This window comes from Streptomyces sp. BE303, from assembly GCF_036290945.1.
Taxonomy (GTDB): domain Bacteria; phylum Actinomycetota; class Actinomycetes; order Streptomycetales; family Streptomycetaceae; genus Kitasatospora.
In genome coordinates, this window is sequence record NZ_JAQYWZ010000365.1 from 1 (window position 1) to 362 (window position 362).

A 362-nucleotide genomic window follows, 5' to 3' on the forward strand; every position below is an offset into this window, starting at 1 on the left:
ATCCTCGTCGGCATCCTCAACGGCCTGATCATCGTCTACGGCCGCGTCAACCCCACCATCGCCACCCTCGCCGGCCTCGCCGCCTACAAGGGCCTCGCCCAACTCCTCTCCGACGGCCGCGCCCAGGGCTACGTCCTCAACAACGACATCTTCGTCTTCCTCGGCCGCGGCAAAATCGCCGGCCTCCCCGTCATGGTCTGGATCCTCATCCTCACCGCCGCCGCCGTCCACATCCTCCTCAAATACACCGACATCGGCCGCAACCTCTACGCCATCGGCGGCAACGACACCGCCGCCCGCCTCGCCGGCATCAACATCAACAAATACCTCATCGCCGTCTACGCCCTCATCGGCACCGTCGC

General features: G+C 65.7%; 1 protein-coding gene. It reads left to right on the forward strand.

All coding sequences use genetic code 11. The features are described from left to right. Positions 1-362: ABC transporter permease (locus PUR56_RS06200; RefSeq protein ID WP_443034440.1), on the forward strand; the 362-nt coding region annotated here is incomplete at both ends.